Genomic DNA, 26,032 nt, shown 5'->3' with positions numbered 1-26,032 from the left:
CTCAACCGGGCACGACCGGCAGGACGTCCGGCGACAGCGCGCCCGCCCGCACCGACGCGCTGGTCATCCTGCGGCGGTGGTGACGGCGGCACAGCACCTCGTAGCCGATGTCCTCCGGCTGGCCGACGTCGCCGACGACGACCTGGGCGCCCTCCAGGACCATCCGGCCGCCTATGGTGCGGGCGTTGTGGGTGGCGCGGGCACCGCACCAGCAGAGGGCCTCGACCTGGAGGACCTCGACGCGGTCCGCGAGTTCGACGAGGCGCTGGGAGCCCGGGAAGAGCTTGGAGCGGAAGTCGGTGGTGATGCCGAAGGCGAAGACGTCGATGTCCAGGTCGTCGACCACACGGGCGAGCTGGTCGATCTGCTCGGGGGCGAGGAACTGCGCCTCGTCGGCGATGACGTAGTCCGCCCGGCCGCCCCGCGAGAGGTGGTCGACGAGGTACGCGTACACGTCCTGGTCGTCCCCGACCTCCACCGCGTCCGTGACCAGGCCGAGGCGGGAGGACAGCTTGCCCTCGCCCGCGCGGTCGTCCCGGGTGAAGATGATGCCCTGCAGACCGCGGGCCGAGCGGTTGTGCTCGATCTGCAGAGCCAGCGTCGACTTCCCGCAGTCCATGGTTCCGGAGAAGAAGACCAGCTCGGGCATGGCGGGGTGAGCACCTTTCGGCGAGAGCGGCTCGGGGGACGGGGGGTGTGGGACGAGGAGGGGCCACGGGAGACGAGAGGGGGACGGGGGACTGTCAGGAACGTACTTCCAGCAGCGGGACGTGCTGTTCCGCCGGAGTCATCGAGCCGTGGTTGCCGACCATCTCCGACTCCTTGGGCTCCCGCTCGGACGCGATGATCAGCACGTCGTCGCGGGCGGCCGCGATCACGTCGCCGATGCGCGCGTACACCCGCTCGTCGATGTGCGGTCCGAACCAGCCCGCCGCGATCGCCTCGTCGCGCGAGGCCACCCAGAACTGCTCGCCGAGCACCTCGCGCCAGCAGGTCAGCACGTCCGACTCGGCGCCCCGGACCGCGTAGACGTGCCGGGCCCGGCCCTCGCCGCCGAGCAGGGCGACGCCCGCGCGCAGCTCCCAGTCCTCGTCGAAGTCGATCCGGTGCCGCTCGCCGAAGGGGACGTCGATCATGCCGTGGTCGGCGGTGACGTACAGGGCGGCGCGCGGCGGCAGTTGCTCGGCCAGGCGCTGGACCAGCCGGTCCACATACATGAGCTGGCCGCGCCAGGCGTCGGAGTCGATCCCGAAGCGGTGGCCGTTGCCGTCCACCTCGGCGTAGTACGTGTAGACCAGCGAGCGGTCGCCCGCGGCCAGTTGCTCGGCCGCCATGTCCATGCGGTCCTCGCCGGTCAGCCGTCCGTGGAACGTCCCGCCGCTGAGCGCGACCTTGGTCAGCGGGGTGTTCTGGAAGTGCGGTGACGACACCTGGGCCGTGTGCACGCCCGCCGCGTCGGCCAGCTGGAACACCGTGGGGTACGGCTGCCACACGCCCGGCTTGGTCCAGGGGAGCCAGCGGAGCTGGTTCATCAGCTCGCCGGTCTCGGGGTTGCGCACGGTGTAGCCGGGCAGCCCGTGGGCCCCCGGCGGCAGCCCGGTGCCGACCGAGGCCAGCGAGGTGGCGGTGGTCGAGGGGTAGCCCGCCGTGATCGGCCGGCCGGTGCCGCCGCGCGAGCTGCCCAGCAGGGAGCTCATGAAGGGGGCCTCGTCCGGGTGCGCCCTCAGCTGCTCCCAGCCGAGGCCGTCGATCAGGAAGACGCAGTTCCGGTCGGCCGGGGCCAGTTCCGCGAGCGGGGCGGCCATGTCCGGTACGCCCATGCCCGCGGCCAGGGTGGGCAGCAGGTCGGCGAGCGAACCGGCTCCGTACTCGGGGACGGGCGCGGAGCCGACGGCGAGCGGTTCCGGGTCGTCCCAGGCGTGCTGGGCCATCAGCGGGTGACGTCCGCGGTCGCCTCGGAGAGCGACTGGGCGAAGGCGAGGGTCTGGCGCACGGCGTCCGGGCCGTCACCGGCCTCGCTGACGCGCAGGCTCAGGTCGTCCGCCGTCGAGCTGCCGGTGTAGCCGTGGTCCGCCTCGCAGTTGGGGTCGCCGCACGCCGCGGGCTCCAGGTCGATGCGGGACACCGCGCCCCAGCCGATGGTCAGGACGACCTCGCGCGGGGGCGTCCCCACGACGTACTTCTCCGGGTTCGCCACGACCCGGCTGAGCACGACCGACGAGATCCGGCCGAGCTTCACGGACTCGGTCGAGGTGGTCGCGTACGGCGTCGGCGACGTGCTGTCCGCCGCCTGCTCGTCGGTGTGGCTCACGATGAAGCGGTTGCCGGTGAGGACGAGCACCGTCACGTGCCGGCGCACCTCGTTGGCGTCGAACGTCGTCTCCTGGTGGACCAGATACGACCGGATGGGCTCGCCGCCCACAGCGGCCTCCACCGCCTCGGCCACGAGGGCCGGGTAGTAGCCGCTGCGCTCGATCGCCGCTCGCAGCCCCTGGGTCGTCGTACTGGTCTTGGCCATGATGTCCATCCTACGGGGGCGCACCGACTGCGAGGGACCGCTCAGTAGACCGGGAGCGTGCGGGGGCCGAGGTCGTCGCGGGCGGGCGGCGGCGCGAGCCGCACGGAGGCACCGAGCACGCTCAGTCCGCGCGGGGCGACGACGACGGGCTCCAGGGCGACGGAGACGACCTCCGGGTGGTCGTCGACAAGGCGTGACAGACGCGTCAGCAGTTCCTCCAGCGCCGTGACGTCCGCCGGGGCCGAGCCCCGCCAGCCGAAGAGGAGCGGCGCGGTCCGGATGGACCGGACCAGGGAGGCCGCGTCGCGGTCGGTGACCGGAATCAGCCGGTGCGCGGTGTCCCCGAGCAGTTCCGACGGCGCTCCCGCCAGCCCGAAGGAGAGCACGGCCCCGGCCGCCGGGTCGACGACGGCGCGGACGACCGTGTCGACTCCGCGCGGCGCCATCGCCTGCACCACCGGACGCAGTTCCCCGGGCTCCCCGAAGAGGCCGGTCAACTCGGCGTACGCCCTCCGCAGTTGCTCCTCGTCCGCCAGGTCCAGCCGGACGCCGCCCAGGTCGGCGCGGTGCCGCAGGTGCGGGGCGGTGGTCTTCAGCACCACGGGGAAGCCGAGGCGCCGCGCGGCCGCCACGGCTTCCCCGGGCGTGGGCGCGGGGAGGGCGCGGCGGACGTGGACGCCGTAACGGGCGAGCAGGGCGCAGGTGTCGTCGGGACCGAGGGCGAGCCCGCTGTCCCCACTGTCCTCGCTGCCCCCACTGTCCTCGCGGTCCCCAGCGCCCTCGCGGTCCTCGCCGGTCAGGAGGCGGGCGATCTGTCCGGCGGCGCCCTTCTCGTCGATGTCCTCGTACTCGGGCACCCTGCCGGTGTCGGCGGCCTCGCGCCGCCACTGGCCGTACCTGACGGCTTCCGCGAGCGCGCGGACGGCCCGCTCGGCGGCGGGGTAGGCCGGGATGAGCCGGGAGGCGGTCCCGGTGCTCCCCGCCGCGGCGCCCTCCGGCCCCGGGCCCTCCGGCTCCGGGCCGTCCACCTCCGAGCTCCCGGGCGGAGTGTGCCGCGGCACGGCGCTCGGGCGGTCGGTGGGTGAAGGGTCGACTGACGGACGGCCGGTGGCCGGACGGCCGGTGATCGGGTGAGCGCTGTCGACGGCCTCGTCCGCAGGGGCTGCGGGGACCGCGGGGGCCGCTGAGGTTCCGGGGGCCACCGGGGTCTTGAGGGCCACCGGGGGCGTGGGAGCCGTCTGCGGTGCGGTGCTGGTGGCCGCCGACAGTGCCTCCGCGAGGCCGCCCAGCTCCACGTGGACCACGAGGACCGGCTTGCCGGGAGCCGCGGCCGAGGCCGAGCGGAGGGCCTGCGCCAGCGCGGCGTCCGCGGCGGACCGCTCCCCCACCGCCGGGATCGCGGTGACCACGACGGCGTCACAGCCGTCGTCGGCCAGCGCGTGCGCCAGCGCGGCGCGGAAGTCCTCGGCCGAGGCGTCCGTCGTCAGGTCGCGCGGCGGCAGCGGCCGCAGCCCCTGGGCGAGACACGCGTCGTACGTCAGCAGTCCCAGCGATTCGGAGTTCCCCAGGATCGCCACGTTCGGGCCGGCGGGCAGGGGCTGGCGCGCCAGCAGCAGCCCCGCGTCGACCAGTTCGGTGATCGTGTCCACCCGGATGACCCCGGCCTGCCGCAGCAGGGCGGACACCGTGGCGTGGGGCAGCCGGGTGGCCCGTACGGCATGCCCCTGGGGCGCGGCCCCGCCGTACCGTGCGCCCTGGACGACGACCAGCGGCTTGGCCGCCGCGGTGCGCCGGGCGAGGCGGGTGAACTTCCGCGGGTTGCCGATCGATTCGAGGTACATGAGCGCGACGTCGGTGTCCGGGTCGTCGTACCAGTACTGGAGGACGTCGTTGCCGGACACGTCCGCGCGGTTGCCCGAGGAGACGAAGGTCGACACGCCCGTCACGCCCGTGACCCCGCCGCCGCGCCGGTGCAGCCGCGACAGCAGCGCGATGCCGATGGCCCCGGACTGGGCGAACAGGCCGATGCGCCCGGTACGCGGCATCTCCGGCGCGAGGGAGGCGTTGAGCCGGGTCCGCGGGGAGGTGTTGATGACCCCGAAGGCGTTCGGCCCGATGAGACGCATTCCGTACGTACGCACCTGGCGCACGAGTTCACGCTGGCGCTCCCTGCCCTCCGGGCCGCTCTCGGCGTACCCGGCGGAGACCACGACGAGCCCCCGCACCCCGTGCGCACCGCACTCCGCGACGGCCCCGGGGACGTGCTCGGCCGGAACGGCGACGACGGCGAGGTCGACGGGTCCGGCGATGTCCCGTACGGAACGGTGGGCCGGAACGCCGGCGATCTCCTCCTCCTTCTCCCGGAGCGCTCCGTTCACGGCGTGCAGACGTCCGGTGAACCCCGCGTCGCGCAGGTTCTCCAGGACACTGCGTCCCACCCCTCCGGGCGTGCGGCCCACCCCGACGACCGCGACGGAACCGGGCGCGAGGAGCCGGGCCACGGAACGCGCCTCGGCCCGCTGCTCCCGGGCGCGCTGTACGGCGAGCGAGCGGTCGGTGGGCTCCAGACCGAACTCCAGGCGTACGACACCGTCCTCGAAACTGCGCTTCTGCTGGTACCCCGCGTCGGTGAACACCTTGATCATCTTGTTGTTCGCGGGCAGCACCTCGGCGGCGAAACGGCGGATGCCGCGCTCCCGGGCGACGGCCGCGATGTGCTCCAGCAGGGCGGACGCCACACCGCGGCCCTGATGGGCGTCCTGGACGAGGAAGGCGACCTCCGCCTCGTCCGCGGGGGCGGAGGCGGGCAGGCCGTGCGCGTCGATGCGGTCGTAGCGCACGGTGGCGATGAACTCGCCCCCGACGGTGGCCGTGAGGCCCACACGGTCCACGAAGTCGTGGTGGGTGAAGCGGTGGACGTCCTTCGCGGACAGGCGCGGGTACGGCGCGAAGAAGCGGTAGTACTTCGACTCGTCCGACACCTGCTCGTAGAAGCTGACGAGGCGGTCGGCGTCGTCGGCCGTGATGGGCCGGACGCGCGCGGTGCCGCCGTCGCGCAGGACGACGTCGGCCTCCCAGTGAGCGGGGTACTCGTGCCGGTCCGGCGGGGTCTGCATGGGGCCCAGGGTACGACTCGGGCCGGACGGTGGCGGGGCGCCGGATCCGCGCGGGCGGGCCGCGGGCTCGCGTACCGCGGGGACGCGGGGCAGGCTGGGGAGCCGGACCGGCGCACGACCGGCGTACGGGTCCGGGCGGCGCCCGCCCGGGGTACGCGCCACATGTGGAAGACTGGTCTAGACAACCTTGAGCGACCTGAAGGGCAGCATCACATGGCTGAGCGCCGCGTCAACGTCGGCTGGGCCGAGGGCCTCCACGCCCGCCCCGCCTCCATCTTCGTCCGGGCCGCCACGGCCTCCGGCGTCCCGGTGACGATCGCCAAGGCGGACGGCAACCCCGTCAACGCCGCTTCCATGCTCGCGGTCCTCGGCCTGGGCGCCCAGGGCGGCGAGGAGGTCGTCCTGGCCTCCGACGCCGAGGGCGCGGACGCCGCGCTCGACCGACTGGCGAAGCTGGTCGCCGAGGGTCTCGACGAACTCCCCGAGACGGTCTGACCGTACGCGCCGCGTACGGCGGAGCCGCGTCGCCCACGTCCCGGGCGACGCGGCTCCGTCGTCTGCCGTCGGAGTTTCTTTCCGGGCGCAGGAATAACGCCTGCGCGGAAATTCCAGGGAGTGTGACGGCACACGAAGAAAAGCGGCAGCAGAAATAGGAAGGCGCCGAACACCCCTCTTTGTATACGGCGCTCCTGTTAATACCGCGGTCCCGGCGTGTTTACGGGATGTTGCGAAGTCCTCACATGCTCGGCGCGGTCCCCGCGGGGAAAGCGCGGCCGGTGCGCGGCCGTCGTCCGCTCGGTGTGCAGCGCCGTGACCGACCGGGCCCGGTCACTGTCACCGCGGGCGACGGCGTCCACGATGGCACCGTGCTCGGTCCACGACTCGGTGGGGTCCGCGAGCACCTCGACCGAGTACATCCAGGCGATCTTGTGCCGCAGCTGGCCGAGCGTCGAGATCAGCGCCGGACTGCCCGAGGCCTGCGCGAGCGTCTCGTGGAACCAGCCGCCGAGCGAGCGCAGATCCTCGCTGTTGCCCTGACCGGCCCGCTCCTGACCGAGCCTGACCAGGCCGCGCAGCACCTTCAGGTGCGCCTCGGTGCGCCGCTGGGCGGCACGGGCGGCCCCCAAGGGCTCCAGCAGCCTGCGCATCTCCAGGAGGTCGGCGCCCTCCTGCTCCGTGGGCTCCGCGACGCACGCGCCCGCGTGCCGGCGGGTGACCACGAACCCCTCGGCCTCCAGGGTGCGCAGCGCCTCGCGCACCGGGACCCGCGAGACGCCGTAACGGCGCGCGAGCAGTTCTTCGGTCAGCCGGCTGCCGCGTTCGTGGACACCCGCGACGATGTCGTCCCGGATCGCCGTGCATACCGAGCGCGGGGGGATACGCATGACCGGACCTCCGCCTTAATCCCCGCGAAACGCGGTCGATCGACGCTTCTTCGGTGACTCTATTGCAGAGAGCGGGAAATTCCGAAGGGAGACCGGAATCCGTGGATATTTTTTGGACACACCATCCCTCCGGACAGGCACTCGTCCGGTGCGAAAGTGACGGAAAGCGATCGAGAAGGGACGGGAAGAACCGGAAAGCGGTCCGGACGCACGAAGGCCCCGGCTCGGTGAGCCGGGGCCTTCGACGCGGGTGCACCGCCATCGGTGCGCCGCCGTGCGGTCCGTGCGGTCCGTGCGGTCAGACGTTCACGCCGTGCGAGCGCAGGTACGCGACGGGGTCCATGTCGGAGCCGTACTCCGCGGTGCTGCGCACCTCGAAGTGCAGGTGCGCCCCGGTGACGTTGCCGGTCGCCCCGGAGATGGCTATCCGCTGTCCCGCGGCGACCGTCTGGCCGACCGAGACGCCGACGGACGAGAGGTGCCCGTACTGGGTGTACGTGCCGTCGGTCATCCTGATGACGACCTGGTTGCCGTAGGCACCGCCCCAGCCGGCCTCCACGACGGTGCCGGAACCCACCGCGAGCACGGCGGTGCCGCTGGGGGCGTGGAAGTCGACACCGGTGTGGCTGCCGGAGGACCAGACGGCGCCGCCGGCCTTGTAGAAGGTGGAGACGTACGAGCCGGCGATGGGCGAGGTGTACGCGTCGAGGCGCTTGCGCTCGGCCTCACGGGCGGCACGGACCTCGGCCTCGCGCTCCTTCTCGGCCCTGGCCCTGGCCTTCGCCACGGCCTCCTCGGCACGCTTCTCCGCGGCGGCCTCGGCCTTCTCGCGGGCGGCGGCCTGTGCGGCGGCCTGCCGCTGCGCGGCGGCCTGTGCGTCTATCTCCTCGGCGACCGAGTCGCCGAGGGTGACGGCCTGCATGGGCCCGGTGTGCTCCATCGGGACGACCGCGCTCCCGGCGGCGAACGCCGGGGCGGCCAGGGTGCCCACGACGCCGGTGGTCGCGAAGGCGGCGACGCCGACGGTCCTGCGGGTCGTGCGCGTCATGCGGCTGGGAAGACGGTGCTTCCCCGTGGCGCGGGTGAACGCCATGAAGTGGCTGGTCCTTTCCTTCCTTCTCGCCTACCGGGTTAGCTGACGGGTTCGGAGCAGGAAGGTCTCCTACGGACCCCCTCCGGGGAGGGCATCCGATTCACCCCAGGGATTGAGCCCCTCCGGCCGCGAAAGCGGCGACAGGAGGGCGGGTCCCCGGCTCCCCACGGCTCGCACCGTACGGGGACTCGGCGATGACTGTCCGGTGCCGCGGACGCGGCGCACTGCCTGACGAACAGCCGGACTGAAGCTAAGCGGCGCCTCTCGCCGGGGACAAACGGATCACGGTTTTTGTAGCGCATGCCACAAGGCGGACAGGTGGCGTTTCGACCAATGAGGACAAATCGGCAGCACGGGCGGCACAGACGGGAAGGGCCCGGGTGACCCCTCGGTCACCCGGGCCCGGCCGGCCGTCGGTCCCCGGCGCGCGGCGCCGGTCGCTACTCCGCCGTCACGACGGTGACCTCGCCGATGCCCAGGGCCCTGACCGGCTCCTCGATCTGCGCGGCGTCGCCGACGAGGACGGTCACCAGGCGGTCCACCGGGAAGGCGTTCACGGCGGCCGCGGTGGCCTCCACGGTGCCGGTCGCGGCGAGCTGCCGGTACAGCGTCGCCTGGAAGTCGTCCGGCAGGTGCTGCTCGACCTGGTCGGCGAGCGTGCCCGCGACGGCGGCCGCGGTCTCGTACTTCAGGGGCGCCACGCCCACCAGGTTCTGCACCGCGACATCGCGCTCGGCGTCCGTCAGTCCCTCGGCGGCGAGCGTGCGCAGCACCTTCCAGAGGTCGTCGAGCGCCGGGCCGGTGTTCGGGGTGTCCACGGAACCGCTGATGGCGAGCATGGACAGGCCCGTTCCGTCCGGGGCGGAGCGCAGCACCTGGCCGAACGCCCGTACGCCGTAGGTGTATCCCTTCTCCTCGCGCAGGACGCGGTCCAGGCGAGAGGTGAGGGTGCCGCCGAGGCAGTACGTGCCGAGCACCTGGGCGGGCCACACGCGGTCGTGCCGGTCCGCGCCGACACGGCCGATGAGCAGCTGCGTCTGGACGGCGCCGGGACGGTCGACGACGACCACCCGGCCGGTGTCGTCGGCGGTCACCGACGGCACGGGACGCGCTTCGGCCTGCGAGCCGGTCCAGGTGCCGAGCGTGTCCGCGAGCAGCGCGTCGAGGTCGACACCGGTGAGGTCGCCGACGACGACCGCGGTGGCCGTGGCGGGGCGTACGTGCTTCTCGTAGAAGGCCCGTACGGCCGCCGAGTCGATCGCGGCGACCGTCTCCCCGGTGCCCTGGCGCGGGCGCGACATGCGCGAGTCCGCCGGGAAGAGCTGGCGGGACAGCTCCTTGGCGGCCCGGCGGGCCGGGTTGGCGGTCTCGTGCGGGATCTCGTCGAGCCGGTTGCGCACCAGCCGCTCGATCTCGCCGTCCTCGAAGGCGGGCGCCCTGAGGGCGTCGGCGAGCAGGCCGAGCGCCTTGGGCAGCCGGGAGACGGGGACTTCGAGGCTGATCCGTACGCCGGGGTGGTCGGCGTGGGCGTCCAGCGTGGCGCCGCAGCGCTCCAGCTCGGCGGCGAACTCCTCGGCGGAGTGCTTGTCCGTGCCCTCCGTGAAGGCGCGCGCCATGATCGTGGCGACACCGTCCAGGCCCTTCGGCTCGGCCTCCAGCGGGGCGTCCAGGAGGAGCTCGACGGCGACGACCTGCTGGCCGGGGCGGTGGCAGCGCAACAGCGTCAGGCCGTTGTCGAGCGCGCCGCGCTCGGGTGCCGGGAAGGCCCAGGGCCTGGCCTCGCCGGCCTGGGGCTGCGGGTGGAACTCCATCGTGGCGAGCTCGGTCACTTGGCCGCCTCCTCGTCGGTGTCGTCGGTGGTGGCGGTGCCGGCTTCGGTGTCCTCGGGGGTGAGCGGCTCGTAGACCAGCACCGCGCGGTTGTCGGGGCGCAGACGGGCCTTCGCGACCTCCTGCACCTCTTCCGCGGTGATGTCGAGGACGCGCTGCACGGCGGTCAGGGCGAGCTGCGGGTCGCCGAACAGGACGGCGTACCGGCACAGTTCGTCGGCGCGGCCCGCGACCGTGCCGAGGCGGTCCAGCCACTCGCGCTCCAACTGGGCCTGCGCGCGCTCCATCTCCTCGGCGGTGGGGCCCTCCGCGGCGAACCGGGCGAGCTCCTCGTCGACGGCCGCCTCGATCACCGGGACCTCGACGTCACCGGACGTCTTCACGTCGAGCCACCCCAGGGAGGGCGCTCCGGCGAGGCGCAGCAGGCCGAACCCGGCGGCGACGGCCGTGCGGTCACGGCGTACGAGCCGGTTGTAGAGCCGCGACGACTCGCCGCCGCCCAGGACGGTCAGGGCCAGGTCGGCCGCGTCGGCCGCGCGCGTGCCGTCCTCCGGCAGCCGGTAGGCGGCCATCAGCGCGCGGGCCGGGACCTCCTCCTCGACGACCTCGCGCAGCTCCTCGCCGATGGTCTCCGGGAGCGAGCCGTCGCGCGGGGCGGGCTTGCCGTCGTGGCCGGCGATGGAGCCGAAGTACTTCTCGACCCAGGCGAGCGTCTGCTCGGGGTCGATGTCGCCGACGACCGACAGCACCGCGTTGTTGGGCGCGTAGTAGGTGCGGAAGAACGCGCGGGCGTCCTCCAGGGTGGCCGCGTCCAGGTCGGCCATCGACCCGATCGGGGTGTGGTGGTAGGGGTGGCCCTCCGGGTAGGCGAGGGCGGTCAGCTTCTCGAACGCGGTGCCGTAGGGGACGTTGTCGTAGCGCTGCCTGCGCTCGTTCTTGACGACGTCGCGCTGGTTCTCCATCGACTCCTCGTCGAGCGCGGCGAGCAGCGAGCCCATGCGGTCGGCCTCCAGCCAGAGGGCGAGCTCCAGCTGGTGGGTCGGCATGGTCTCGAAGTAGTTGGTCCGCTCGAAACTGGTCGTCCCGTTGAGCGAACCGCCCGCTCCCTGCACCAGTTCGAAGTGGCCGTTGCCCTTCACCTGGCCGGAACCCTGGAACATCAGGTGCTCGAAGAGGTGGGCGAGCCCGGTGCGGCCCTCCACCTCGTGGCGCGAGCCGACGTCGTACCAGAGGCACACCGCCGCGACCGGGGTCAGGTGGTCCTCGGAGAGCACCACACGCAGGCCGTTGGCCAGGCGGTGCTCGGTCGCTGTCAGGCCGCCGGAGCCGGCCTCAGCGGTGGCCGTGTGACCCATGGGCATGTACGTCCCTTCGATCGCGGAAAACTGCTGGGTTCCTGCTAGTCGTGCCACTGTATGCAAGCGCGCGGACGGCTGGCGAAGTTCCCGTGTCCCGTACGCCGAGAGCGAGCAGACCGGCACGCACATGATCTGTACGGTGGGTTCCCGCGTGCTTGTGCGTCCGTGCTCGTGCGGTCGTGCTCGTGCGGTCGTGCTCGTGCGGTCGTACCGGCACGGACGCGTCCGGCGCCCGCACCGGCGGCCGGATGTCGGCGTGCTGCCCCCGGAGCCCCGCGGGAACGGTGACGCGGTAGCGTCCTGGAACCTCCGCGGATGATCGGAGGCCGTGCTTCCGTCACCTCCCGAGTCCGTTCCGGGGTCGTCCCGGACCGTCCCGGGACCTTCCCTGGGCCGTACCGGGGCCGTCCCGAAGGCGGTCCACGAGGCCGGCCGGGGCGGTCGCGCACCCGGTCCACCGGTCCCGTACGGACGGGTCGTGGTCCGCGTTGTCAGTCCTCAGGTCCACAATGGACCGCGTCAGACCCGTCAGAACCCGTCATGCCCCGGCAGAGACTGTGAAGGAGTCGCAGCAGCGATGGCCCGCCGCAGCACGAAGACCCCGCCTCCGGACGACTTCGAGGAGCGCATCCTCGACATCGACGTCGTCGACGAGATGCAGGGCTCCTTCCTCGAGTACGCGTACTCGGTCATCTACTCCCGAGCCCTGCCGGACGCCCGCGACGGCCTCAAGCCCGTGCACCGCCGCATCGTCTACCAGATGAACGAGATGGGGCTGCGCCCCGACCGCGGCTACGTGAAGTGCGCCCGTGTCGTCGGCGAGGTCATGGGCAAGCTCCATCCCCACGGCGACGCCTCGATCTACGACGCCCTGGTCCGCCTGGCCCAGCCCTTCTCCATGCGGCTGCCCCTGGTCGACGGCCACGGCAACTTCGGTTCGCTGGGCAACGACGACCCGCCGGCCGCCATGCGGTACACCGAGGCGAGGATGGCCGACGCGACCTCCCTCATGACGGAGTCGATCGAGGAGAACACGGTCGACTTCGCCCCGAACTACGACGGCCAGGAGCAGGAGCCGTCGGTCCTGCCGGCCGCGTACCCGAACCTCCTGGTCAACGGCGCGTCGGGCATCGCGGTCGGCATGGCGACGAACATGGCGCCGCACAACCTCGGCGAGGTCATCGCCGCGGCCCGCCATCTGATCCGCCATCCCGGCGCGGACCTCGACACGCTCATGAAGCACGTCCCGGGCCCCGACCTGCCCACCGGCGGCCGGATCGTCGGCCTGTCCGGGATCAGGGACGCGTACGAGAAGGGCCGCGGCACCTTCAAGATCCGTGCGACGGTCGCCGTGGAGAACGTGACGGCGCGCCGCAAGGGCCTCGTCGTCACCGAGCTGCCCTTCACCGTCGGCCCGGAGAAGGTGATCGCCAAGATCAAGGACCTGGTCAACGCGAAGAAGCTGCAGGGCATCGCCGACGTCAAGGACCTCACGGACCGGGCGCACGGCCTGCGCCTGGTCATCGAGATCAAGAACGGCTTCGTCCCGGAGGCCGTCCTGGAGCAGCTCTACAAGCTGACGCCGATGGAGGAGTCCTTCGGTATCAACAACGTGGCGCTGGTGGACGGCCAGCCGCTCACCCTGGGGCTCAAGGAACTGCTGGAGGTGTACCTCGACCACCGCTTCGAGGTCGTGCGCCGCCGCAGCGAGTTCCGCCGCACCAAGAAGCGCGACCGGCTGCACCTGGTCGAGGGCCTCCTCGTCGCCCTGCTGGACATCGACGAGGTCATCCGCCTCATCCGCTCCAGCGAGAACTCCGCCCAGGCCAAGCAGCGCCTGATCGAGCACTTCTCCCTCAGCGAGATCCAGACGCAGTACATCCTGGACACGCCGTTGCGCCGGCTGACCAGGTTCGACCGCATCGAGCTGGAGACCGAGCGCGACCGGCTGAACGGCGAGATCGACGAGCTGACCGGCATCCTGGAGTCGGACGCCGAGCTGCGCAAAATGGTCTCCGGCGAGCTGGCCGCGGTGGCGAAGAAGTTCGGCACCGACCGGCGCACGGTGCTGCTGGAGTCCGCCGGTTCGACCGCCGCGGCCGTACCGCTGCAGGTGGCGGACGACCCGTGCCGGGTGCTCCTGTCGTCGACGGGGCTGCTCGCGCGCACGGCCAACGGCGATCCCTTCGGGGAGGGCGGCGACAGGCGCGTCAAGCACGACCTGATCGTCTCCGCCGTCCCGGCGACGGCGCTGGGCGAGATCGGCGCGGTCACGTCCACCGGGCGGCTCCTGCGGATCAACGTCATCGACCTCCCGCAGCTGCCCGGGACCGCCGCGGCCCCCAACCTCTCCGGTGGCGCGCCGGTCTCGGAGTTCCTGACCCTGCAGGGCGACGAGCAGGTGGTCTGCCTGACGACGCTCGACGAGTCGTCGCCGGGCCTGGCGCTCGGCACGCAGCAGGGCGTGGTCAAGCGCGTGGTCCCGGACTATCCGTCCAACAAGGAGGAGCTGGAGGTCATCACCCTCAAGGAGGGCGACCGGATCGTCGGCGGGGCCGAGCTGCGCACGGGCGAGGAGGACCTGGTCTTCATCACCGACGACGCGCAGCTGCTGCGCTACCAGGCGTCCCAGGTCCGCCCGCAGGGCCGGCCGGCGGGCGGTATGACGGGGGTGAAGCTCACGGACGGCGCCAAGGTGATCTCGTTCACGGCGGTCGACCCGGCGGTGGACGCGGTGGTCTTCACCGTGGCGGGTTCGCGCGGCACGCTGGACGACTCGGTCCAGACGACCGCGAAGCTGACGCCCTTCGACCAGTACCCGCGCAAGGGCCGCGCCACGGGCGGTGTGCGCTGCCAGCGGTTCCTGAAGGGCGAGGACTGCCTGAGCCTGGGCTGGGCGGGCCCCGCTCCGGCACGTGCCGCCCAGAAGGACGGGACGCCCGCGGAGCTGCCGGAGATGGACCCGCGCCGGGACGGCTCGGGAGTCTCGCTGGCGAAGACGGTGTCGGTGGTGGCGGGCCCGGCCTAGGCCCCCACCGGCTGCTCCCGCTCCTGCTCCTGCTCCTGTACGTATCGCAGGACGCCCCACATGCCGTGCTCGTCGGCGTGCGGGGCGTCGTCCTTGCACGCCTCCAGCCGCTCGCCGAGCGCGGGGACGTCGATGCCGGAGCCGATGAGCACGAGCTGGGTACGGCGCCCGTCCCGCTCGCCCGGGGCCCAGGGCTCCGGGTAGAAGCGCAGGAACCGCCCCACGGCGTGCACGGCGTACCGGTTGCGGGGATCGGCGGCGCCGAAGTCGACGTACCCCTTGATGCGGTAGAGCCCCTCGGGCCTGCTGTCGAGGAAGTCCATCAGCCGCCGGGGCGCGAGGGGCACGTCGGAGGTGAAGGAGAGGGACTCGTAGGCGGAGTGCAGGTGCCCGTGGTGCCCACTGCCGCTGTCGCTGTCACCGCCCTCGCCCCCCTCCTCCTCCCGGTGGAGGTCGTCGAAGGACAGCTGCCCGACACGCTCCCCGGCCGGCCGGCAGTCGAAGAGGAACCCGGGATCGATCCGCCCGTACGAGGCGGACACGACGGCGGCTCCCCCGGCGAGCGTCCGCACGAGCCCCGTCACACGGTCGGGGTCCGCCGCCCGGTCCACCTTGTTGACGACGACGAGGTCGGCGATGGCCAGGTGCCGGTCGATCTCGGGATGCTTCTCGCGGGTGGCATCGAACTCGGCGGCGTCGACGACCTCGATGAGGCCGCCGTAGACGATGTGCCGGTTCTCGCTGGCGAGGAGCATCCTCACCAGTTCCTGCGGCTCGGCGAGGCCGCTCGCCTCGATGACGATGACGTCGATCCCGGCGGAGGGCCGGGCGAGTCGGTCCAGGTACAGATCGAGTTCACCGGCGTCGACGGCGCAGCACAGGCAGCCGTTCCCCAGGGAGACGGTGGAGTCGCCGAGCGCGCCGGCCACGGCCATGGCGTCGATCTCGATGGCCCCGAAGTCGTTCACGAGAGCCCCGATACGGCTGCCTCCGCCGCGGTGCAGGAGGTGGTTGAGCAGGGTGGTCTTCCCGGACCCGAGGAAGCCGGCGAGGACGAGGACGGGGATCTGCCGGGGGCTCGCCTGAGTCAACGCGCGACCTCTCTCACACCTGTGCGTACACCGGCTCACGGACCGGCTCCCACGACGCGGAACGAATGCTCACCAAGGATACGAGCCGCCGCGAAGCCCGCGGAGTGAACGATTGTTAGCGGCGCTCGCGGGGCACACGTTGGGCAAGGCGCCGAGTTGCGCGACCCGCGCTTACCTCTGTGCGCCGCCTCTCCGCCTCCCAGCCGCTCCGAGCCCCTCGGCACCCTGGGAGACGGCAAGCGCCGCCCAACGCTCGCCGGTCCCCATCAGTCGACCCGCACCCGACGACCGGCGGACGGCCGCCTGACTCGGGGGTTGACATGGCCACACGGAACTTCGGCACACAAGGATGCGGCTCGACCGCGGCAGCCGGCCTGACCTTCACGGTCGGCATCGGTGTCCTCATCGCGCAGCAGTGGCACTCCAGAAGGCTACGACTGAACGAGCAGCAGCACATCAACCTTGCCAACCAGCAGCGACTTCACTGGGAGCTGCTGAGCAAGGCCCTGGAGGACCCGGCACTGGCCGCTGTTCTCGACACGCACAAGGGCACCATTCCGTCCGACAAGTACCGTCAGTTCCTCTTCGCCAACGCGGTGTACACCAACGCGCTGCTCGCTTACCGCATCGGCAACGTCAACCGTGCCGAACTCTTCGGCCACCTGCGCGGTACCGTACAGAACCCGATTTTTCGCGAATACTGGGAAGTGACCCGGCCGGCTCGTGCCAGCCTTGAGGCAAGCTCGGTCGAAGCCCAGGTGGGCCGCATGATGGACAACCTCATCAACGATTTGGACGAAGCCGACACCGAAGAGTGGTGGGTCGTGGGGGATCCGCCTGAATGAGTCCGTCCGACCGCAAAGGCTCCGTACAGCACCAAGAACATGCGGGTTGGTTTGTCACTCGTGACAGCAAAGTCTTTTCAGTCCGCTGTGGCCCCGACCACCTGACTGCTTGGAGCGGATTACCTTGAAGATCATTCGTCGCCTCGGCCGCCCGCCCCGTGAACGTGGCAGCATGTCCGGCGATACATGCCCTGACATCTTCGAACTCAGTGACGGCAGTTTCGCCGTCGTCGGGACCGATGCCACCGAAGCACTCGAAAGCGAGCTCCCCGCCGACGCCGCACGAGCGGACCACGAGCGCATCGTGGTCGTGAGTCGCGAGACTCTGATCCGAGCCAAAGCCGACATCCCTGAAGAGTGAGCGGGGAACGAGCTGCCGATGGCACAGCCGGTCGGAACCGCATCCGGCCCCGACCGGCGTCGGCCTCACGGAAGAGACATGCCCGACAACACAGTCGGACCCGGTTCATGCAGGGCTCAGCACCCCACGGTGATTACCGGTGGCAGGAGAGCTCACCGAAGCGCGGTTTTTCCGCCTTACGCAGTGCTCTTCGATCAGACATCCGGAATGTCGAGTTTGGCGCGAATAAGAGTCTCCCGGGTGATGACCACGATCCGCTCGTCGCTCGACCGCCCCGCGTCGGCCGGTAGTTTTCCCTCCAAAACGTCGGTCCTGTCGGCTCCGATGATGGCGAAAGAGCCGTCGTTCAGCTCAAAGATGTCAGGACAGGTGTTGCCGTCTAGGCTTCCACGCTGCCGCGGGGACACGCCGATGCGGCGAGTGATGTCTGGTGAAGTCACAGCGCCGTAGTCAAGCGCAGACATGGCACCTAGATCAACCTGCATCCGCCGGGGTCGCGGCAGGGACCAAAACGAACATCCACTCGGACTATTCAATATCGCCACAAGAGCGCATGTGACCGTTACTTTTGATCCACTCGGTCGTAGGAGGGGATTTCCGGATTCGACTATGCCGAGGACGCACCTGTTCGAACACCGGGCGGCGAAAAAGTCCCGTCACCCGCCCGTGAAGCGGCAACACCCTTACGGGCGACCGACTCCCCGGTGTCCGGCCAGGTTAGGCTCACCTCCGTGAGTACGTGTGCGAAGGTCTCCCGGGACCTGGCGGAGCCCCTCATGGGGACCGCCGCCACGGCGAGGACCTGGCTGCTGGTCGAGCAGTCAGGTCCCTGGGGTGCCGACGCGCTGACATCGAGCCACCTGGACCCCGCCCTGGGCCGCGCCCTGAAACGGGCGGCCGACGGCACCGGCGTACGCATCGCCCTCATCCGCCGCCCGGGGCGCCACGCGGACTGTCACACCGTCGCCGAGCGGCAGGTGTACGCGGCCCACACCACCCCGGGAAACACCTGGCTGCACAGCGCCACCACATCCGACCCCGGACAACTGCTCGACCTCGATCTCGCCCGGCTCGGCAGAGGACTGCCCGGCACCTTCGACACGGCGCTCGGCGGCCGTCCGCACACCGGCGACCCGCTCGCCCTGGTGTGCACCAACGGCAAGCGGGACCGGTGCTGCGCCCTGCTCGGCCGTCCCCTCGCCGCCGAGCTCGCCGCCTCCGGGGTGGCGGGCGCGTGGGAGGTCACGCACCTGGGAGGCCACCGCTTCTCACCCACTCTCCTCGTACTGCCGTTCGGCTACGTCTACGGGCGGGCCGAGGCCCATACCGTCAAGGAGGTCCTCCAGGGCGTACGGGAAGGACGGGTCGTCACCGAGGGGTGCCGTGGCGGCTCCGCGTGGGAGCGGCCCGGTCAGGCCGCCGAGCTGGCCGTGCGGGCAGCCGTGTCCGAGGGCACGGCGGGCGCGCTGAACGTGGTCCGCACCGAGGGCGGGGCACCCCGCTGGGAGGTGACGGTCGCCCATGCCGACGGCCGCCGCTGGCTCGTGACGGTCGCCCGGGGCGCCTCGTCGCCGCCCCGGGCGGAGAGCTGCGGTTCGGCCCTGGGCTCGCCGGCACGGATGGACGTCCTGGCGCTGCACGAGCTGCCGCGTACCGCGGGCGCGCGCTCCGTGCCCGGCTGACCAGGCGTTTCGACGAGATCCGCGCCACACCTCCTACGGACCTCCGCGCCCCTCCCCGTACCGTCATGGGTATGAGTTCCGCTTCCCCTGCCCGCCGACTGCGCCTCGGCATGCCGAGGCGGATGTTCTCGCAGGTGCTGCTGATGCAGGTGGCGGTCGCCGCCGGAGTCGCCGTACTCGCGACGGGTCTGTTCCTCGCGCCGCTCAGCGACCAGCTGGACGACCAGGCGATGCGTCGCGCCCTGGCGATCGCGCAGACCGCGGCGGCGCAGCCGCGTCTCGCCGAGGAGCTGACGGCGACGGGCCCTTCGGCGGACGGACCCGTGCAGGCCGCGGCGGAGCGGGTCCGCAGGGCGAGCGGGGCCGAGTACGTCGTGGTCATGGACGGACGCGGCGTGCGCTGGTCGCACACCAATCCCGCCGAGATCGGCAGGCGCGTCTCCACCGACCCGCGGCAGGCGCTGGCCGGCCGGGAGGTCATGCAGATCGACGACGGCACGCTGGGCCGCTCGGCGCGCGGCAAGGTGCCGTTGCGCGACGCCGACGGCTCCGTGGTCGGCGCGGTCTCGGTGGGCATCGCGTACGACAGCGTGCGGGCCCGTCTGGTCCACGCGATCCCGGGGCTCCTCGCGTACGCGGGCGGCGCGCTGGCCGTCGGCGCGCTGGCCGCCTATCTGATCTCCCGGCGGCTGCACCGCCAGACCCGTGACCTGGCCTTCTCCGATATCGCCGGACTCCTCGCGGAGCGCGAGGCCGTGCTGCACGGCATCCGGGAGGGTGTCGTCGCGCTGGACCGCGAGGGCAGGATCCGGCTGCTCAACGACGAGGCCCGCCGGTTGCTGGGCATCGGCGACGAGGCCGTGGGGCAGCCTCTCGACGCGGCGCTCGGCACGGGGCGTACGGCCGATGTGCTGGCCGGGACCGTCGGCGGAACCGATCTGCTCACCGTTCGCGGACAGCGGGTCCTGGTCGCCAACCGCATGCCGACCGAAGACGGCGGTGCCGTCGCCACCCTGCGGGACCGTACGGAACTGGAGCAGCTGGGCCGCGAACTCGACTCCACCCGCGGTCTGATCGACGCCCTGCGCGCCCAGGACCACGAGCACGCCAACCGGATGCACACCCTGCTCGGCCTGCTGGAGCTGGAGATGTTCGACGAGGCCACGGAGTTCGTCGGCGAGGTGGTCGGCGACCACCGGGCCACCGCGGAACAGGTCACCGAGAAGATCCACGACCCGCTGCTCGCCGCCCTCCTGGTCGGCAAGGCCACCGTGGCGGCGGAGCGCGGCGTCGCCCTGGCCGTCTCCGACGGGACGCTGCTGCCCGACCGGCTGGTCGACGCCCGCGGGCTGGTCACCGTCGTCGGGAACCTCGTCGACAACGCGCTCGACGCCGTCGCGGGCACCGCCCACGCGCGCGTGGAGGTCGAACTGCGCGCGGAAGGGCGTACGGCCGTGCTCAGGGTGCGCGACACCGGGCCGGGCGTTCCCGCCGGGCAACGCGAGGTGGTCTTCACGGACGGCTGGTCCACCAAGGAACCGTCCGCCCACCGCCCGCGCGGGATCGGCCTGCCGCTGGTACGCCGGCTCGCCGAACGGCAGGGGGGCAGCGCGCGGGTGACGGACGCGCGGGGCGGGGGTGCGCAGTTCACGGTCGTGCTGCCGGAGGCGCTGGCCGAGCCGGGGCCGGCGGCGGAGCCGGAGCACGGGCCGACGGGCGCGGGGGCCGTCACAACCGGTGAGGAGGAGTCGCGGTGAGCGAAGTGATCGAAGTGCTGGTCGTGGACGACGACCTGCGGGTCGCCCAGGTCAACGCCGCCTACGTGGAGAAGGTCGCGGGCTTCCACGTCGCGGGCGAGGCCCACTCGGCCGCGGAGGCACTGCGGCAGTTGGAAGCGCTTCCCCGGGTGGACCTGGTGCTGCTCGACCACTACCTGCCGGACGGGACGGGGCTCGCGGTCGTCCAGGAGATGCGGCGGCGCGGCCACCAGACCGACGTGATCATGGTGACCGCGGCCCGTGACATCGCCACGGTCCGGGCGGCGATGCGGCACGGAGCCCTCCAGTACCTGGTGAAACCGTTCGCCTTCGCCGGGCTCCGGGCGAAACTGGAGGCGTACGCCGCCTTGCGCCGCACCCTCGACAGTGGTGGTGAGGCCGAACAGGCCGAGGTCGACTGGATCTTCGGCGCCCTCTCGGCGGGCACCGAGCCGAATCTGCCCAAAGGGCACTCCCCCGCCACCGCGGAGGCCGTCCGCCAGGCCCTGGTGGACGCGGAAGGCCCGCTGTCGGCTCAGGAGACCGCCGACCGGACCGGCCTGAGCCGGCAGACCGCCCAGCGCTACCTGAAGCTTCTGGAGCGCACCGGCCGTGCCACGCTGAGCCTGAAGTACGGCGACGCGGGCCGCCCGGAACACCGTTACGTCTGGGCGACCCGGAGCTGAGGACGCCTTGACCCGAGGACGCCTCGGCTTGAGAGCACCTCGGCCCGAGGGCGCCTTCGGCGTACGCGAGCGGGCCGTCCGGCAGTCCCGCGTGCGCCCGGGTCCCGCGGGTACGCCAGGGTATTCCCGCGGTAAGCCCGGCCCGCCCGCGGGGGCCCGCTCAGACCGCCCCCGCTCCCGTGAGCGCCCGTACCTCGGTCTCCGCGTGCCCGGCCTCGTCCGGCGGTTCCGCCGAGGTGACCGTGCCGAGCCAGCCCGCGAGGAAGCCCAGCGGGATGGAGACCAGTCCCGGGTTCTCCAGTGGGAAGTACTGGAGGTCGGCGCCCGGGAACAGCGAGTCGGGACTGCCCGTCACCACGGGCGACAGCACCACCAGTACCAAGGCCGGCAGCAGGCCCCCGTACACGGACCACACCGCGCCGCGCGTGGTGAAGTTCCGCCAGAACAGCGAGTACAGCAGGACGGGCAGATTCGCCGACGCGGCGACCGCGAAGGCGAGTCCCACCAGGAACGCCACGTTCAGGTCGCGTGCGAGCAGGCCGAGCGCGATGGCCACGACGCCGGTCCCCACCGCGGCGGTCCGCGCCACGGCCACCTCGCTGCGCGGCTTCGCCCGGCGCCTGCGCAGCGACGCGTACAGGTCGTGGGCCACGGACGCCGAGGAGGCGAGCGTGATCCCGGCGACCACCGCGAGGATCGTGGCGAAGGCGATCGCGGCGACGACCGCGAAGAGGACCGTCCCGCCGGTGGAGGCGGCCCCGCCGCCCAGATCGAGTGCCAGCAACGGGACCGCCGTGTTCCCGGCCGCGTTCGACCCGCGTACGGCGTCGGGGCCGACGATCGCCGCCGCCCCGAACCCCAGCACGATCGTCATCAGGTAGAACCCGCCGATCAGGCCGATCGCCCAGACGACCGAACGGCGTGCGGCCCGGGCCGTCGGCACGGTGTAGAAGCGCGACAGGATGTGCGGCAGTCCGGCCGTGCCCAGCACCAGCGCGAGACCCAGGCTGATGAAGTCGAGGCGCGCCGTCCAGTCGCCGCCGTACCTCAGTCCCGGCGCGAGGAACGACGTCCCGTGCCCGCTCCGCTGCGCCGCCGTGCGCAGCAGCTGGTCGAAGTCTCCCTGGAACCGCAGCAGCACGAGCACCGTCAGCGCGACCGCCCCGCCCATGAGCAGGACCGCCTTGACGATCTGAATCCATGTGGTGGCGCGCATTCCGCCGAACGACACGTAGACGACCATGAGCGCGCCGACACCGACGACCGTCCAGGTCCGCACCGCCCCGCCCGTGCCTCCCAGCAGCAGCGCGACCAGGCTGCCCGCCCCCACCATCTGCGCCACCAGGTACAGGACGGACACGGTCACCGAGGAGGTTCCCGCCGCGATCCGCACGGGCCGTTCGCCCATGCGCGAGACGACCACGTCGGCGAGCGTGAACCGGCCGCAGTTGCGGACCAGCTCGGCGACCAGGAACAGCACGACGAGCCAGGCGACGAGGAAACCCACCGAGTACAGCAGACCGTCGTAGCCGAAGAGCGCGATCAGTCCCGAGATCCCCAGGAAGGAAGCGGCGGACATGTAGTCGCCCGCGATGGCAAAACCATTCTCCATCGGCGAGAACAGCCGGCCGCCCGCGTAGAACTCCTCCGCCGAGCCGTGCCGGTGGCGGCTCACCCAGGTCGTGATGCCCAGGGTGATCGCGACGAACACGCTGAACAGCAGCAGGGCCAGCGTCTGGTGGTTCCCGGTCACCGTCCACCGCCCGCGGCGCCGCGCGTCAGCTCCTGCGTGTCCCAGCGCAGATCGAGGGCGGCACGGTCCCTGCGCAGTCGTGCGTGCCGTGCGTACGCCCAGGTGAGGAGGAACGTCGTGAGGAACTGCCCGAGTCCCGCGACCATCGCCACGTTCACCGCGCCGGCCACGGGCCGCGCCATGAAGGACGGTGCCGCCGTCGCCGTCACGACATATCCCACGTACCAGAGCAGGAAGACGGCGGTGCCCGGGATCACGAACCTCCGGTACCGGCTGCGCACCTCCTGGAAGGCGGCACTGCGCTGCACCTCCAGGTAGACATCGGCGGCACGGGCGCCGCGGTCCTCCCGCCGTCCGTGCGCGGGCGGCACGGCGGGAGCGGGCGCGCCCGTACCGTCCAGCTCGCCCCACCCGGAGGCGAGTGCGTCGTACCAGGGGTCCTCGATCCGGACCTTTCCGGAGTCGGGACCGTCGTGCTTCTCCACCGGGCTCTCCTTGTCCGCCACCCGTTCCGGCGGCGTGCCCAAGGATGGACAGATCGGGAAGATCCCTGACTCTTCTCTCCGCCCGCTTCACCCCATCAGGTGACCCACCCCCTGGTGGACGCACAGGTCGCTCCGCGGAGGCGTAACGGAGGACGCGTCCGGCGGGGCCCGGCCGGAGTTCCGGCCGGGCCCCGCCGGATCGCCTACGCGTCGATGCGCGAGCGGTCCAGCGTCGCCGCGGAGCTGGAGATGAACTCCTTGCGCGGCGCGACGTCGTTGCCCATCAGCAGGTCGAAGACCTGCTCGGATGCCTCCAGGTCGGAGATGTTGATCCGGCGCAGGGTGCGGTGGCGCGGGTCCATGGTCGTCTCCGCCAGCTGGTCCGCGTCCATCTCGCCGAGACCCTTGTAGCGCTGGATCGAGTCCTTGTAGCGCACGTTCTTCCGCTGGAGCTCCAGCAGGGTGTCCCGCAGTTCGCGGTCCGAGTACGTGTAGACGTACTTGTCCTGGCCCTTCTTCGGCTGGCTCAGCTCGATCCGGTGCAGCGGCGGCACGGCCGCGAACACCCGGCCGGCCTCCACCATGGGGCGCATGTAGCGCTGGAAGAGCGTCAGGAGCAGGCAGCGGATGTGCGCGCCGTCGACATCGGCGTCGACGAGCAGGATGATCTTCCCGTAGCGGGCGGTGTCGAGATCGAACGTACGGCCCGATCCCGCCCCTATGACCTGGATGATCGCGCCGCACTCGGCGTTCTTCAGCATGTCCGAGATGGAGGACTTCTGAACGTTGAGGATCTTTCCGCGAATCGGCAGCAGGGCCTGGAACTCGGAGTTCCGGGCGAGCTTGGCGGTGCCGAGCGCCGAGTCCCCCTCGACGATGAACAGCTCGCTGCGCTCCACGTCGTCGCTGCGGCAGTCGGCGAGCTTGGCGGGCAGCGAGGAGGACTCCAGGGCCGTCTTCCGGCGCTGCGCGTCCTTGTGCTGGCGGGCCGCGATCCGCGTACGGGCGGCGGCCACCGCCTTCTCCAGGACCACCCGGGCCTGGGCGGCCGTGTCCCGCTTCGCGGAGGTCAGGAACGCCTTGAGTTCCTTGGAGACCACGTTCGTCACGATGCGGCGGGCCGCGGAGGTACCGAGCACCTCCTTGGTCTGCCCCTCGAACTGGGGTTCCGCGAGGCGCACGGTGACGACCGCGGTGAGGCCCTCCAGGGCGTCGTCCTTGACGATGTCGTCCTCGGCGACGCGCAGCAGCTTCTTGGTGCGCAGCACCTCGTTGACCGTCCTGGCGACGGCCTGCTCGAAGCCCGCGACGTGGGTGCCGCCCTTGGGCGTGGCGATGATGTTCACGAAGGACCTGAGCGTCGTGTCGTAGCCCGTGCCCCAGCGCATCGCGACGTCGACGCCCAGTTCGCGGGTGACCTCGGTCGGAGTCATCTGGCCGTGCTCGTCGAGGACCGGGACGGTCTCCTTGAAGCTCCCCTGGCCGGAGAAGCGGAGCACGTCGCAGATCGGCTTGTCGGTGGCCAGGTACTCGCAGAACTCGCTGATGCCACCGTCGAAGCGGAAGGACTCCTCGCCCTTGCTGCCGCCCTCGCCGAGCCCGTACTCGTCGCGGACGACGATGGTCAGGCCGGGTACCAGGAAGGCGGTCTGCCGGGCCCGCTGGTGGAGGTTCTCCAGGGAGAGCTTGGCGTCCTTGAGGAAGATCTGGCGGTCGGCCCAGTACCGCACGCGTGTGCCGGTGCGGGTCTTGGGGATCCTCTTGAGCTTGCGCAGCCCGGAGGAGGCGTCGAACGCGGCGTCGGCCCCGTTGCCCTTGAAGGCGCCGGGCGTGCCCCGCCGGAAGCTCACCGCGTGGGTGCTGCCTCCACGGTCCACCTCGACGTCCAGACGGGCCGAGAGCGCGTTCACCACGGAGGCGCCCACACCGTGCAGGCCGCCGGAGGCCGCGTACGAGCCGCCGCCGAACTTGCCTCCGGCGTGCAGCTTGGTCATCACGACCTCGACGCCCGAAAGGCCGGTTTTGGGCTCGACATCGACCGGGATGCCCCGGCCGTTGTCCCGCACCTCGACGGAGCCGTCGTCGTGCAGGGTCACGTCGATGTGGTCGCAGTAGCCTCCGAGGGCCTCGTCCACGGAGTTGTCGATGATCTCCCAGAGGCAGTGCATCAGACCGCGGCTGTCGGTCGATCCGATGTACATGCCCGGGCGCTTCCGCACGGCCTCGAGGCCCTCGAGGACGAGCAGGTGCCGCGCGGTGTAGTTGGAACCGTCCCGGTCTGCTCCGGTCAGCAGGGCTGTGGACGGCACGGACGTGTCGGCGGTCACGCGGTTCGCTCCTCGCTGAATTTCAGTGGGGGCCCTTGTGGGTAAGGGTCCGGCTTCGGTCACCGGTCCGAGGGTACCGACGCCTGGTAGAGCCGTTGTCACGCCACCCTCGTGCTGAAGGCAGACTAGTCCAGGGTCGCATGCCTGTTCGATCCGTCGTGGGAGTGAAGTACACATCACGTTCCCTTCCAGGCATGAACCATTTAGGCTCCGGGCACGTCCTCAAGAACAACCGGCAAGCCAGCCGGAGGACTGAACCTGACGAAGCGCGAAACCCGTAAGACACAAAGACACGCAATACGGCTCATTCGCCGCCAACCGGCAGCAGACAGCCGACTCGGAAAGTTTTTTCGAGGAAGAGCCACAAGCGGGAACGTTTTCGGCCTGGTTGGATGTTGACCCTGGTACGACAGCTCGTCGAGCTAGAGAAGAGGCGACGTGACTACTGTTCTGACCCCCGCGAGCCCGCTGACGGCCGCTGACCGCTGCGACCGTTGCGGCGCCCAGGCATATCTGCGCGTCGTCCTCATCAGCGGTGGTGAACTGCTCTTCTGCGCCCACCACGGACGCAAGTTCGAGCCGGAACTCAAGAAGATCGCCGCTGAGATACAGGACGAGACGGAGCGGCTGACTGCCGCACCGGCAAGCGCCAATGACGAAGAGCACTGACACTTCGCGCAGACGACGAGCCATCTCCGGCACAGGCCGGTGACCGGGC

21 protein-coding genes and 1 riboswitch are annotated in these 26,032 nt (G+C 71.5%); of the genes, 8 read left to right on the top strand and 13 right to left on the bottom strand.

What is annotated here, in order from left to right; all coding sequences use genetic code 11:
- Position 1 precedes the first annotated feature (1 nt).
- The 4 genes from KM933_RS06580 to KM933_RS06565 all read right to left on the bottom strand — a co-directional run bounded on the left by KM933_RS06580 (position 2) and on the right by KM933_RS06565 (position 5,634).
- Entirely contained in the window at positions 2-649 is a 648-nt protein-coding gene (locus KM933_RS06580; RefSeq protein WP_221349106.1) for a thymidine kinase, read from the bottom strand.
- A gap of 94 nt (positions 650-743) precedes the next feature.
- Positions 744-1,931 carry an alkaline phosphatase family protein gene (locus KM933_RS06575; protein WP_221349104.1) on the bottom strand — a complete coding sequence of 396 codons (1,188 nt, stop codon included), beginning with the start codon at positions 1,929-1,931 and terminating at the stop codon, positions 744-746.
- Positions 1,931-2,518 (bottom strand): DUF5998 family protein, encoded by a 588-nt coding sequence (locus KM933_RS06570; RefSeq protein WP_221349102.1) that lies wholly within the window; start codon positions 2,516-2,518, stop codon positions 1,931-1,933. Before KM933_RS06570 ends, KM933_RS06575 begins: the two co-directional genes overlap by 1 nt.
- Positions 2,519-2,559: 41 nt before the next feature.
- Positions 2,560-5,634: a bifunctional acetate--CoA ligase family protein/GNAT family N-acetyltransferase gene (locus KM933_RS06565; RefSeq protein ID WP_221349100.1), complete on the bottom strand. Its 3,075-nt coding sequence runs from the start codon at positions 5,632-5,634 to the stop codon at positions 2,560-2,562.
- A gap of 213 nt (positions 5,635-5,847) precedes the next feature.
- On the opposite strand from KM933_RS06565, the gene KM933_RS06560 reads away from it, so the two are divergent.
- Positions 5,848-6,129, top strand: a complete 282-nt coding sequence (locus KM933_RS06560) for an HPr family phosphocarrier protein (RefSeq protein WP_221349098.1) — start codon at positions 5,848-5,850, stop codon at positions 6,127-6,129.
- A gap of 197 nt (positions 6,130-6,326) precedes the next feature.
- Here KM933_RS06560 and KM933_RS06555 read toward each other — a convergent pair whose 3' ends face one another.
- From KM933_RS06555 to KM933_RS06540, 4 genes are all read right to left on the bottom strand, one after another.
- Complete coding sequence (locus KM933_RS06555) at positions 6,327-7,019, bottom strand: GntR family transcriptional regulator (RefSeq protein WP_221349096.1); 693 nt, start codon at positions 7,017-7,019, stop codon at positions 6,327-6,329.
- A 298-nt stretch (positions 7,020-7,317) separates the two neighbouring features.
- On the bottom strand, positions 7,318-8,112 hold the full coding sequence (locus KM933_RS06550; RefSeq protein ID WP_221349095.1) for a M23 family metallopeptidase: 795 nt from the start codon (positions 8,110-8,112) through the stop codon (positions 7,318-7,320).
- A 13-nt stretch (positions 8,113-8,125) separates the two neighbouring features.
- Positions 8,126-8,316: riboswitch (cyclic di-AMP (ydaO/yuaA leader) on the bottom strand.
- A gap of 236 nt (positions 8,317-8,552) precedes the next feature.
- Entirely contained in the window at positions 8,553-9,941 is a 1,389-nt protein-coding gene (locus KM933_RS06545) for a M16 family metallopeptidase (protein ID WP_221349093.1), read from the bottom strand.
- The gene (locus KM933_RS06540) at positions 9,938-11,296 is read right to left on the bottom strand and encodes a M16 family metallopeptidase (RefSeq protein WP_221349319.1); all 1,359 of its coding nucleotides are present in this window, start codon (positions 11,294-11,296) and stop codon (positions 9,938-9,940) included. Before KM933_RS06540 ends, KM933_RS06545 begins: the two co-directional genes overlap by 4 nt.
- A 580-nt stretch (positions 11,297-11,876) precedes the next feature.
- Between KM933_RS06540 and KM933_RS06535 the strand changes: the two genes are divergently transcribed.
- A complete protein-coding gene (locus KM933_RS06535) occupies positions 11,877-14,327 on the top strand; it encodes a DNA gyrase/topoisomerase IV subunit A (protein WP_221349091.1) in 2,451 nt (816 codons plus the stop codon).
- On the opposite strand, the gene KM933_RS06530 is transcribed toward KM933_RS06535, so the two are convergent.
- Positions 14,324-15,418 carry a CobW family GTP-binding protein gene (locus KM933_RS06530; protein ID WP_221349089.1) on the bottom strand — a complete coding sequence of 365 codons (1,095 nt, stop codon included), beginning with the start codon at positions 15,416-15,418 and terminating at the stop codon, positions 14,324-14,326. The genes KM933_RS06535 and KM933_RS06530 overlap by 4 nt on opposite strands.
- 320 nt (positions 15,419-15,738) lie before the next feature.
- On the opposite strand from KM933_RS06530, the gene KM933_RS06525 reads away from it, so the two are divergent.
- Together KM933_RS06525 and KM933_RS06520 are read left to right on the top strand one after the other, a co-directional pair.
- Positions 15,739-16,263 carry a DUF6082 family protein gene (locus KM933_RS06525; protein WP_221349087.1) on the top strand — a complete coding sequence of 175 codons (525 nt, stop codon included), beginning with the start codon at positions 15,739-15,741 and terminating at the stop codon, positions 16,261-16,263.
- 124 nt (positions 16,264-16,387) lie between these two features.
- On the top strand, positions 16,388-16,624 hold the full coding sequence (locus tag KM933_RS06520; RefSeq protein ID WP_221349085.1) for a hypothetical protein: 237 nt from the start codon (positions 16,388-16,390) through the stop codon (positions 16,622-16,624).
- A 194-nt stretch (positions 16,625-16,818) separates the two neighbouring features.
- Here the strand turns inward: KM933_RS06520 and KM933_RS06515 are convergent, their stop codons facing one another.
- A complete protein-coding gene (locus KM933_RS06515) occupies positions 16,819-17,088 on the bottom strand; it encodes a hypothetical protein (RefSeq protein WP_221349083.1) in 270 nt (89 codons plus the stop codon).
- A gap of 267 nt (positions 17,089-17,355) precedes the next feature.
- Between KM933_RS06515 and KM933_RS06510 the strand changes: the two genes are divergently transcribed.
- The 3 genes from KM933_RS06510 to KM933_RS06500 all read left to right on the top strand — a co-directional run bounded on the left by KM933_RS06510 (position 17,356) and on the right by KM933_RS06500 (position 20,749).
- Positions 17,356-18,306, top strand: coding sequence for a ferredoxin family protein (locus KM933_RS06510; protein WP_221349081.1), 951 nt, complete (start codon positions 17,356-17,358; stop codon positions 18,304-18,306).
- A gap of 71 nt (positions 18,307-18,377) precedes the next feature.
- Positions 18,378-20,063: a sensor histidine kinase gene (locus tag KM933_RS06505; protein WP_221349079.1), complete on the top strand. Its 1,686-nt coding sequence runs from the start codon at positions 18,378-18,380 to the stop codon at positions 20,061-20,063.
- A gap of 5 nt (positions 20,064-20,068) precedes the next feature.
- Positions 20,069-20,749 carry a response regulator gene (locus KM933_RS06500; RefSeq protein ID WP_221349317.1) on the top strand — a complete coding sequence of 227 codons (681 nt, stop codon included), beginning with the start codon at positions 20,069-20,071 and terminating at the stop codon, positions 20,747-20,749.
- Positions 20,750-20,909: 160 nt separating this feature from the next.
- Here KM933_RS06500 and KM933_RS06495 read toward each other — a convergent pair whose 3' ends face one another.
- From KM933_RS06495 to KM933_RS06485, 3 genes are all read right to left on the bottom strand, one after another.
- Positions 20,910-22,502: a solute symporter family protein gene (locus tag KM933_RS06495; protein ID WP_221349077.1), complete on the bottom strand. Its 1,593-nt coding sequence runs from the start codon at positions 22,500-22,502 to the stop codon at positions 20,910-20,912.
- A complete protein-coding gene (locus KM933_RS06490) occupies positions 22,499-22,987 on the bottom strand; it encodes a DUF485 domain-containing protein (RefSeq protein WP_308013277.1) in 489 nt (162 codons plus the stop codon). The genes KM933_RS06495 and KM933_RS06490 overlap by 4 nt, the downstream gene beginning before the upstream one ends.
- 203 nt (positions 22,988-23,190) lie before the next feature.
- Positions 23,191-25,314, bottom strand: coding sequence for a DNA gyrase/topoisomerase IV subunit B (locus tag KM933_RS06485; RefSeq protein WP_221349073.1), 2,124 nt, complete (start codon positions 25,312-25,314; stop codon positions 23,191-23,193).
- Between the two features lie 438 nt (positions 25,315-25,752).
- On the opposite strand from KM933_RS06485, the gene KM933_RS06480 reads away from it, so the two are divergent.
- A complete protein-coding gene (locus KM933_RS06480; RefSeq protein ID WP_221349072.1) occupies positions 25,753-25,983 on the top strand; it encodes a DUF7455 domain-containing protein in 231 nt (76 codons plus the stop codon).
- Positions 25,984-26,032: the final 49 nt, after the last annotated feature.

The sequence above is a fragment of the Streptomyces beigongshangae genome (genome assembly GCF_019710745.1).
GTDB lineage: Bacteria > Actinomycetota > Actinomycetes > Streptomycetales > Streptomycetaceae > Streptomyces > Streptomyces beigongshangae.
Note: the sequence above shows the minus strand (reverse complement) of the source record. Positions and strands in the feature narration are given on the sequence as shown.